The following is a 9581-nucleotide window of genomic DNA, read 5'->3' on the forward strand; positions in this document are numbered from 1 at the left end:
ACGCGATCATCGAATGGTCGAACGCGCTCAACAACGGCGACATGCAGCTGCGCGAGATCGTCGATCTCGAAGCGATGCTGTCGAAGGATCCGGCGCCCGAGAATCTCGACGAGGAAGGCGCCGAGGACGACGGCGAGATCAGCGAGAAAACCGCCGGCGTCTCGTTCAAGGACGAGGACGAGGTCGAGGAAGAACCCTCGGCCGACGGCGACGACGAGGACGGCGAAGGCTCATCGGGCAAACGCGAAAGCTTCGAGGAGGATGAGGAAGACAACACGCTCAGCCTCGCGGCGATGGAAGAGCTGCTGAAGCCCGATGCGCTCGAAAAATTCGCGAACATCACCAAGAGCTTCAAGGCGTTTTCGAAGCTGCAGGAAGCACGCCTCGAGTCGCTGTCGGGCGGCGAGGAATTCCCCGCGGCATCGGAGAAGAAATATCACAAGCTGCGCGAGGAGCTCACCGCGCAGGTCGAAAGCGTGCAGTTCCACGGCACCAAGATCGAATATCTCGTCGACCAGCTTTACAGCTACAATCGCCGCCTGACCGCGCTCGGCGGGCAGATGCTGCGCCTTGCCGAGCGTCACAAGGTGCCGCGCAAATCGTTCCTCGACAATTATGTCGGGCGCGAACTCGAAGAGAACTGGCTCGACGAGGTCGGCGGGATCGACAAGAAATGGACCGCCTTCGCCGAGAATGAAGCCGGCGCGGTCGACCGTATCCGCATCGAGATTTCGGAAATCGCGCAGGCGGCGGGCATGAGCCTCGTCGAATTCCGCCGCGTCGTGAACATGGTCCAGAAGGGCGAGCGCGAAGCGCGCATCGCCAAGAAGGAAATGGTCGAGGCGAACCTGCGTCTGGTGATCTCGATCGCCAAGAAATACACCAACCGCGGCCTGCAGTTCCTCGACCTCATTCAGGAAGGCAATATCGGCCTGATGAAGGCGGTCGACAAGTTCGAGTATCGCCGCGGCTACAAGTTCAGCACCTATGCGACCTGGTGGATCCGGCAGGCGATCACCCGCTCGATCGCCGACCAGGCGCGCACGATCCGCATCCCGGTCCATATGATCGAGACGATCAACAAGCTCGTGCGCTGCAGCCGCCAGTTCCTCCACGAAAGCGGCCGCGAGCCGACGCCGGAGGAAATGGCCGAGCGCCTGTCGATGCCGCTCGAAAAGGTCCGCAAGGTGATGAAGATCGCCAAGGAGCCGATCTCCCTCGAAACGCCGATCGGCGACGAGGAAGACAGCCACCTCGGCGATTTCATCGAGGACAAGAATGCGGTCATCCCGGTCGACGCCGCGGTACAGTCGAACCTCAAGGAAACGGTGACCCGCGTCCTCGCTTCGCTCACCCCGCGTGAAGAACGCGTGCTGCGCATGCGCTTCGGCATCGGGATGAACACCGACCACACGCTCGAAGAGGTGGGTCAGCAGTTCAGCGTGACGCGCGAACGTATCCGCCAGATCGAGGCCAAAGCGCTCCGCAAGCTGAAGCATCCGAGCCGCAGCCGCAAGATGCGCAGCTTCCTCGACCAGTAAATGAAAGGCCCCGCTCCGGCGGGGCCTTTTTTTTTAACGTTCGGCTTTGCTTGCCTTGTGGAACAGGGCGGCCGAGACCAGCCACAGCACCGCGAAAAAACCGCAGAGGACGAGCGCGCCGACCGCGCCGCCGGGCTCGCGCTGCGTCGAAGGCGCCGTTGCGATCGCGATCGCCAGCAGCAGCTGCACCGCCGCGGTGCCGAGCATCGCACGCGCCATTCCGTCGGGCTGAAACCGTGCCGCAAAGGCGCCGACGACCGAGGTGAAGATCAGCAGGAAGAAGCTGAAATTGATCGGATTGTCCTCGCCGACGATCCCCACCGCCAGATTGATCCAGATCAGCAGGAAGGACACGATCAGCGCCGTCACGACGCCGCCGCGATAGGCGAGGCTCGGCCAGATACGCGCCGAGCGCTCATAAACGAGGATCGGGCCGCAGATCATGATCCCCGCGAGGATGAAGGACGCCGGCCCCCAATTCCATTCGTCGCTGATCTGCATCATCGCCGCCGGGGTCAACAGTAGCGCCGCCGCGATTCCCCAGCGCAGCACGCGCCAGCCGTTCCATCCCGTTTTTGCTTCGCTCACCATGGACTTGCCTCCTTCGCTGTTTGAGGCTTTATCCTGCGCTACCGGCCGATGAGCGGCATGAGCAGTTCATGAGATTTTGCTGAAAAATGGATCCGGACCGCTATCAGTTCGATGATTTCACGGTCGATCGCGCCGATCGCAGCCTGCGCCGGGCGGGCACCGCGGTCGAACTCAGCAACCGTTATTTCGACGCGCTGACGCTGCTGCTGCGCGAGCGCGGACGGCTCGTTACCAAGGACCGTTTCATGGCCGACGTATGGCACGGCGTGCCGGTCACCGACGAAGCGCTGACACAATGTATCCGTACGCTGCGCCGCCTGCTCGGCGACGATGCGGGAAACCCGCGTTTCATCGAAACGGTCCCCAAGCACGGCTATCGTTTCATCGGCGTGGTCGTGGCCATTGCCGGGGACGCCGCCCCGGCGGCGGCCGAGGGCCACGACCGGTGGCGCCGCTTCCTGACGATCGGCGCTGCGGGTATCGTCGGCGGCGGCATCGCCGGCGTGCTCGGTGGCCTCTTCTACGGCTTCGGCGTCGGGACCGGTACCATGATGGGCGGGACGTCGGTCCTGTTCGTCCTGCTGGCGATCAACATGATCGTCGGGCTGATTGCCGGCGCGGGCGTCGGCGCCGGGATCGCCGCAGCCGAATTCGCGCCCGACGAACGCTGGTACTGGACCGTGCTGGGCGGCGCAGTAGGCGGCCTGCTGACCGGCAGCATGGCAAGGCTCGTCGGTCTCGACGCCTTCGCGTTGCTGCTCGGCCAGTCGCCCGGTGACATGACCGGCGCATCGGAAGGCGTGACATTGGGTGCCGCAGTCGGCCTCGCTGTATGGATAGCGCGTCATTACATGCCGGCATTGGCGCTAAGCGCCGCACTCGGCGGCCTTGTCGCCGGCGCGGCGGGCGTCGCCATTTCGCTTTCCGGCGGAACCTTCCTTGGTGGCAGCCTCGATTTTCTTCTTCGGCGCTTTCCCGAATCGCGCTTTCGGCTCGACGCGATCGGCGCACTTTTCGGCGAGAACGGTTTCGGTCCGGTCAGTCGGGCCGCGACCTCGGGCATCGAATGCCTGCTGTTCGGCGCCTGTGTCGTCGGCGCGATGGCATTCGCGCGGGCCTCTGACGTCGCCTCCGTTTCCCGGCCGACGCGTTAAACAAACCGGAACAAACGCTTGCGGCGTGCTGCAGCGCACAATTTTTTGCTCCGACTTCTTTAAATCTTCATATCTCCGTCCCAGATAGCGCGCGTCATCGGATGGTGAGCGCTTCATGACCGGTTAAGGGTCGCGCCATCAAATGGCAATCATCCCCACTGGATGGGAATCGATTCAGGAATAATTGCGGACTGCCTGTCGGGGTGAGACAGGAAAAGCCCGGAAATTCGAGGGACTGCGAAAATTGGCACGGCCTTTGCGACGCATCGTGCATCGGCGCGGGGCGTGCTCGCAGCCAAGGGAAAGACAAGAAAATGCAGAACGAAACCACCAATCTCTTCCGCCGCCGCGACACCTTCTTCGGTATCTGCGAGGCCGTGGGCCAGGATTTCGGCTTCAACCCGCTGTATCTGCGTCTCGCGCTGATCGCGCCGCTCTTCTTCTTTCCGGTGCAGACCTTCGCCGCCTATTTCGGGCTCGGCCTGATCGTGCTCGCATCGCGCCTGCTCTTCCCCGCAAAGGACGCCGCAGCCCAGCCCGCGCTGAGCACGGTCGAAGCCGACGCGCCCAAGGGTGAAAAGGCGGAAGAGCTCGCACTCGCAGCTTGAGCGGACCCGGCCGGGCATCCCTCTCCCCGTCTGGCCCTTCCGCTCCGATGGCGTCCCGGCGCCATATCGACGGGACCGGCAAGCTTCCCCCGGGGCGTGCCGGTCTCCTTGCCTTTCACCCGATTGTCCCTGACTGAAACAGACCCGACGGCAAATCGAACGCCGCTCATAAACGCGTCGTTTACGACGTTGTCCTATGACCGATCGCTGTAATTCCATTGGCTTGGGTGCCCGCACCCTGCCGACAGCGAGGATCAAGCCTTGAGCCAGTCGACCCAGCACCAAGCACCGACGCGCGGCGTCGCCGAACTGCTCGATTCGCTGGTCGCCAGCGACGGCACCGGCGCGCATCCGCACGTCCGCTCGGGCGCACTGTCGAGCGGGCCTGAGGCGATGCGCAACCTCGCCGACGCCGTCCATTTCCTCTGTCTGCTCCACGGCCGCTATCCCGGCGTGATCGACAATGCCGCGCGCAAGGCGGTCGACCCGGCATCGCGCAAGTGGATGGATCAGGCGGCCGATGCCTTTGTCGAGGAACGAGCCTTCCTGTCGAAAATCGCGTCGGCGGTCGGCCCTGTGCCGAGCACCCAAGGTCAGGCGCAGTGCGAGGCGGCCGTCGCCGCGCAGCGCAAGGCGATCGACATGCTCGCCGAGTCGGACCGCCACGGGTGCGCGCTCGGCGCGGCGATCGCACTGACGCTCGACTGGCGCACGATCCGGGTGCTGCTCGACATCAGCGCGCTGCGGCTCGACCTCGTTCCGCCGACCTGCATCCTGCCCGATCTGCGCGACACCGCGCGCCTCGCGACGATGATCGCCGAAACGCCCGCGATCGAGCGTGCGATGGTGTTCGGCGCGCAGCAGTTGATCACCCAGCACAGCGGCCTCTGGGACCTGATGGCCGCGCGCGCCGCGAGCCGTCTGCACCCCTGACGTCCGCGAGTCTGCCCGGGCGCGCTTGCGCCACTTCCCTGCCCCCGCTATGCCTGCTTGACGTTCACGTTAAGGGAAAGGCCGCGAGCCCATGCGTTTCGAAGGTACCAGCGCCTATATCGCCACCGACGACCTGAAGGTTGCAGTCAACGCCGCGACCCTGCTGCGCCGCCCGCTGCTCGTGAAGGGCGAACCCGGCACGGGGAAGACCGTGCTGGCCGAAGAGATCGCCAAGGCGTTCGACGCGCCGCTGATCACCTGGAACATCAAGTCGACGACGAAAGCGCAACAGGGCCTCTATGAATATGATGCCGTTGCGCGTCTGCGCGACGGTCAGCTCGGCGAGGAGCGCGTCCACGACATCCGCAACTATATCCGGAAGGGCAAATTGTGGGAGGCGTTCACCTCGCCCAAGCTCCCCGTGCTGCTGATCGACGAGATCGACAAGGCCGATATCGAATTCCCGAACGACCTGCTTCAGGAACTCGACCGCATGGCCTTCCACGTCTATGAGACGGATGAGACGATTACAGCGAAGGAACGCCCGATCGTCGTCATCACCTCGAACAACGAGAAGGAACTGCCCGACGCCTTCCTGCGCCGCTGCTTCTTCCACTATATCAAGTTCCCCGACCGCGACACGATGGCCGAAATCGTCGAGGTCCACTTCCCCGGCATCCAGAAAACGCTGGTCAGCCGCGCGATGGACATCTTTTACGAGGTCCGCGAGGTTCCGGGGCTCAAGAAAAAGCCCTCGACAAGCGAGCTGATCGACTGGCTGAAGCTGCTGCTCAACGAGGACATGCCGCTCGAGGTCCTTCAGAACCGCGACGTCGGCAAGGCGATCCCGCCGCTGCACGGCGCCTTGCTCAAGAATGAGCAGGATGTGATGCTGTTCGAAAAGCTCGCCTTCATGGCGCGCCGTCAGGGCAGCTAGGCGCCCACGTCAAAGCTGATAGGCGACCTCGACGTCGCCCCAGCGGCGGCCGTTGATCACCGCCGGCATATAGACGTTGCGCACCGTCAGGTAATTGATGCCGTCACCTTCCTGTCGATAGACCGTCATGAAGAAGGGCGCAGTGCTGCGCTTTGCCGCGGCATCGGTCTCGTCATAGAGAAGGCGTCCGTTACGGCAGTGCGCCGTGTCATGTTCGATGTCACCCGTCGGTGCGCGCGAACAGTCGGTAATATGTGTCGGCAGGAAGCCATTCATGTCGCCCGCCGACGACATCTTGATCTCGGGATGACTGGCGACGATGCGGTCGAAGAGCGGGCGCCAGTTCGCGTCGGCCCAGTCGCAGAGCGTCGTACGGAAGCGCTCGGGATTCGAGTTCGGCACCCGCACATAATTGGTGTCGAAAAGCTGCTCCATGGTCAGCTCGCCGTGCGCGACCGCGCGTTCCGCCAGCCCGACGAATTCGTCGCGCACTTTCGCGGCCAGTTCGACGATCGCCGAATCCTGCGGGCTCACGCCTGCCGAAATCACGGCGTTGAACATGCGGTTCGACACATGCTCCATCGACAGGATCGAATCGCGCGTGCCGCCAAGCGTCGAGCTATTGTCGCGCACCGAAGACACGACCAGATCGAGCGCCTCGCGCACCTTCGCGCCATTGGCGTGCACCATCGCGCTCGACTGCGCGATGCGGTCGCTCTGGTCGTCGAGCAGGGCAACGAGGTGCGTCGCATCGTGGAGCGCGTCGGTAATCGTTTCGAATTGCGCCTCGGCGCGGCTGGACTGTTCGACCCCCGACTGGATTTCGGCCACCAGCCCGCTGGCTTCGGTCGCAAGACTGCCGATCGAACGACGGATTTCGTCGGTCGCGCCGCGCGTGTTCTGCGCCAGCTTCTTCACCTCGGCGGCGACCACCGCAAAGGTGCGCCCCGCATCCCCCGCACGCTCGGCCTCGATCGCGGCATTGAGCGCAAGCATGTTGGTGGTCTTGGCGATCTGTTCGATCGATTGGCTGACCTGCTGCACCTGCTCCATCACCGCGGCAAAGTTGGTGACGTGCGTACCCAGTCGTGCGACGAGATCGATGACCGAGCGAAATTCGGCAACTGCCGTATTGACGCGTTCGGCGCCGGTATCGAGCTGTTCGCACGCGCGCGCCGACAGCAATTTCGCCTCGTCGGTCGAATCGGCGATCTGGCGCTGATCGGCCTCGAGACCGACGACATATTCCTCGAGCCGCCCGAGCTCGCCGATCTGGCGCTCCATCTGGTCGGTCGCGCGCTTGATCCGCCCCGCGGCATCGCTGCACCCGACAGCCAGCTCGCCGCAGTCGCTCGCGACGGACTGGTCGAGAATCGGCGCCGACGGGTTGATCGGATCATATTTCATTGGCTTGCCCACGTCCCTGAATGATCGAGGAGCTATGCCGAACATTGGTTAACGGGGCGTCAATTCGATCTTGCTTTACGTTCACGTAAAGTGATTGCGCGCGACCCGCGAACACGATACCCCATGCCCCATGTTTTTCGGCTTTCTCGACGAGCTTCGTGCCGCGGGTATTCCCGCCAGCCTGAAAGAGCATCTGATGCTGCTGGAGGCGCTCGACCGCGAGGCGATCGACCGCAGCCCCGAGCAATTCTATTACCTCAGTCGCACGATCTATGTGAAGGACGAGGGACTGCTCGACCGCTTCGACCAGGTGTTCAACAAGGTCTTCAAGGGAATCATCTCCGATTATGGCCAGAACCCCGTCGACGTCCCCGCCGACTGGCTGAAGGCGGTCGCCGAGAAGTTCCTGACGCCCGAGGAAATGGCAGCGATCGAGTCACTCGGCGACTGGGACAAGATCATGGAGACGCTGAAAGAGCGGCTCGAGGAACAGCAGAAGCGCCACGAGGGTGGCAACAAGTGGATCGGTACGGGCGGCACCAGCCCGTTTGGCAATTCGGGCTATAATCCCGAAGGCGTGCGCATCGGCGGCGAGAGCAAGCACAAGCGCGCCCTGAAGGTCTGGGAAAAGCGCGAGTTCCAGAATCTCGACAACACCAAGGAACTCGGCACCCGCAACATCAAGATTGCACTCCGCCGCCTGCGCAAGTTCGCGCGCGAGGGCGCCGCCGACGAGCTCGACATTCCGGGCACGATCGACGGCACCGCCCGGCAGGGCTGGCTCGACATCAGGATGCGCCCCGAACGGCGCAACGCGGTCAAGCTGCTGCTGTTCCTCGACGTTGGCGGCTCGATGGACCCGTTCATCAAGCTCTGCGAGGAATTGTTCAGCGCCGCGACCACAGAGTTCAAGAATCTCGAATTCTTCTACTTCCACAACTGTCCCTATGAGGGCGTGTGGAAGGACAACAGGCGCCGCTGGTCCGAACGCCACCAGATGTGGGATATCCTCCACAAATATGGCCATGATTATAAGGTGATCTTCGTCGGCGACGCGTCGATGAGCGCCTATGAAATCACCCATCCGGGCGGCAGCGTCGAACATTTCAACGAGGAATCGGGCGCGGTCTGGCTCCAGCGCATCACCCATGTCTATCCCGCCGCGGTGTGGCTTAACCCGGTGCCCGAAGCGCACTGGGGCTACACCCAGTCGGTGAAGCTGATCAAACAGCTGATGAACGACCGCATGTATCCGCTGACGCTTGCAGGGCTCGACGACGCGATGCGCGAGCTGACGCGAAAGCATTGACGCGGGCAGCGGCAGCGCTAGGGGCGCGAAGATGATCGACCTCCCCCTCGTCACCATCCTGTTGCTCACCGGCTTCATCAACCTGATCGGTGCGCTCGCCTATGCCGCGCGTATCGCCGGCGTCCGTACGCGGCGCATCGCCATGTCCTTCGCGCTGTTCAACATCCTCGTGCTCTTCTCCCGCACGTCGAACAGCTTTCTCGGCCCCTTCCTCGCCAAGCGGATCGAGACGCGCATCCACGACGGCAGCGGCGGCCAGCTTTTTTTCGACATGCAGATGGTGCTCGCCGCGGCGAGCGTCGCGACGCTGATCGGCATCCTGCTCGTACCCACCGGGCAGCGTATGTTCGCCGCCGCGATCGGCTGGTACCAGAACAACCGCTCGACGACGAAGCTCGCGCTGAAGGCGGCGAGCCCCAGCGGCCTGCGTACATTGGGGCGGTCGCTGACCGTCCCCAGCCTTTCGCATCTCAAGAGCTGGCAAATGCCGAAGGGGATCGGCTGGGGTGTGCTGATCGCCAACTGCCTCGCGCAATCCTTGCTCGCGGTCGGCGTCGTCGCCTCGCTCTATGCCGGCTATCTCGCGCCCGAATTCCGCGTCACCGCATCGCAGCTCTCGGCGCTGATCAACGGCTTCGCGACGATCCTGCTCTTCGCCTTCATCGACCCGCAGCTGTCGGTGATGACCGACGACGCGGTCGAGGGGAAAGTCGACGAGGCCGATTTCCGCCGCGCGATCACCTTCATCTCGCTGAGCCGCCTCGCCGGCACCGTTCTCGCGCAGGCGCTCCTTCTGCCCGCAGCCGCTCTGATCGCCTGGGTCGCCGTCTATGTCTGAACTGCCCCGCGGCCATAGTCGTTTCCACGCCGTCCGTTCGCGGCTGGAAGCGATGGCGGTCGCGCCGGGGCCGCGCGGCTGGTTTCTCGAATTTCTAGTCTTCGGGTTCAAGCAGGGCTGGGCGTGCCTGTTCGGCGGGCTGATGCTAGCGCTGCTACTCGGAACGCATCTCTTCTGGCCCTCGAATGCGCCGCTTCACCGCTATGATGCGATCACGATCGGCGCGGTGCTGATCCAGTTCGCCATGCTCGCCTTCCGGCTCG

General features: G+C 63.6%; 10 protein-coding genes. 8 read left to right on the top strand and 2 right to left on the bottom strand.

What is annotated here, in order from left to right:
• Positions 1–1541, top strand: a 1541-nt coding sequence (rpoD, locus tag JHC57_RS18440; RefSeq protein WP_294031868.1) for an RNA polymerase sigma factor RpoD, incomplete at its 5' end; no start/stop codon positions are given.
• 33 nt (positions 1542–1574) lie between these two features.
• Here rpoD and JHC57_RS18445 read toward each other — a convergent pair.
• Entirely contained in the window at positions 1575–2132 is a 558-nt protein-coding gene (locus tag JHC57_RS18445; RefSeq protein ID WP_294031869.1) for a hypothetical protein, read from the bottom strand.
• 86 nt (positions 2133–2218) lie between these two features.
• On the opposite strand from JHC57_RS18445, the gene JHC57_RS18450 reads away from it, so the two are divergent.
• The 4 genes from JHC57_RS18450 to JHC57_RS18465 all read left to right on the top strand — a co-directional run bounded on the left by JHC57_RS18450 (position 2219) and on the right by JHC57_RS18465 (position 5764).
• Entirely contained in the window at positions 2219–3286 is a 1068-nt protein-coding gene (locus JHC57_RS18450; protein ID WP_294031870.1) for a winged helix-turn-helix domain-containing protein, read from the top strand.
• Between the two features lie 314 nt (positions 3287–3600).
• Positions 3601–3894, top strand: coding sequence for a PspC domain-containing protein (locus JHC57_RS18455; protein WP_294031871.1), 294 nt, complete (start codon positions 3601–3603; stop codon positions 3892–3894).
• A 261-nt stretch (positions 3895–4155) separates the two neighbouring features.
• A complete protein-coding gene (locus JHC57_RS18460) occupies positions 4156–4827 on the top strand; it encodes a hypothetical protein (RefSeq protein ID WP_294031872.1) in 672 nt (223 codons plus the stop codon).
• Positions 4828–4918: 91 nt separating this feature from the next.
• Positions 4919–5764, top strand: a complete 846-nt coding sequence (locus tag JHC57_RS18465; RefSeq protein ID WP_294031873.1) for a MoxR family ATPase — start codon at positions 4919–4921, stop codon at positions 5762–5764.
• Positions 5765–5773: 9 nt separating this feature from the next.
• Here the strand turns inward: JHC57_RS18465 and JHC57_RS18470 are convergent, their stop codons facing one another.
• Positions 5774–7171, bottom strand: coding sequence for a methyl-accepting chemotaxis protein (locus JHC57_RS18470; protein ID WP_294031874.1), 1398 nt, complete (start codon positions 7169–7171; stop codon positions 5774–5776).
• A gap of 130 nt (positions 7172–7301) precedes the next feature.
• Between JHC57_RS18470 and JHC57_RS18475 the strand changes: the two genes are divergently transcribed.
• The 3 genes from JHC57_RS18475 to JHC57_RS18485 form a co-directional block, all read left to right on the top strand.
• Positions 7302–8480: a VWA domain-containing protein gene (locus JHC57_RS18475; protein ID WP_294031876.1), complete on the top strand. Its 1179-nt coding sequence runs from the start codon at positions 7302–7304 to the stop codon at positions 8478–8480.
• A 31-nt stretch (positions 8481–8511) separates the two neighbouring features.
• The gene (locus JHC57_RS18480; RefSeq protein ID WP_294031877.1) at positions 8512–9318 is read left to right on the top strand and encodes a lipid II flippase Amj family protein; all 807 of its coding nucleotides are present in this window, start codon (positions 8512–8514) and stop codon (positions 9316–9318) included.
• Positions 9311–9581: DUF817 family protein (locus JHC57_RS18485; RefSeq protein WP_294031879.1), on the top strand; the 271-nt coding region annotated here is incomplete at its 3' end. The genes JHC57_RS18480 and JHC57_RS18485, both read left to right, overlap by 8 nt.

It is taken from the genome of Sphingopyxis sp. (assembly GCF_016463645.1).
Lineage (GTDB): Bacteria > Pseudomonadota > Alphaproteobacteria > Sphingomonadales > Sphingomonadaceae > Sphingopyxis.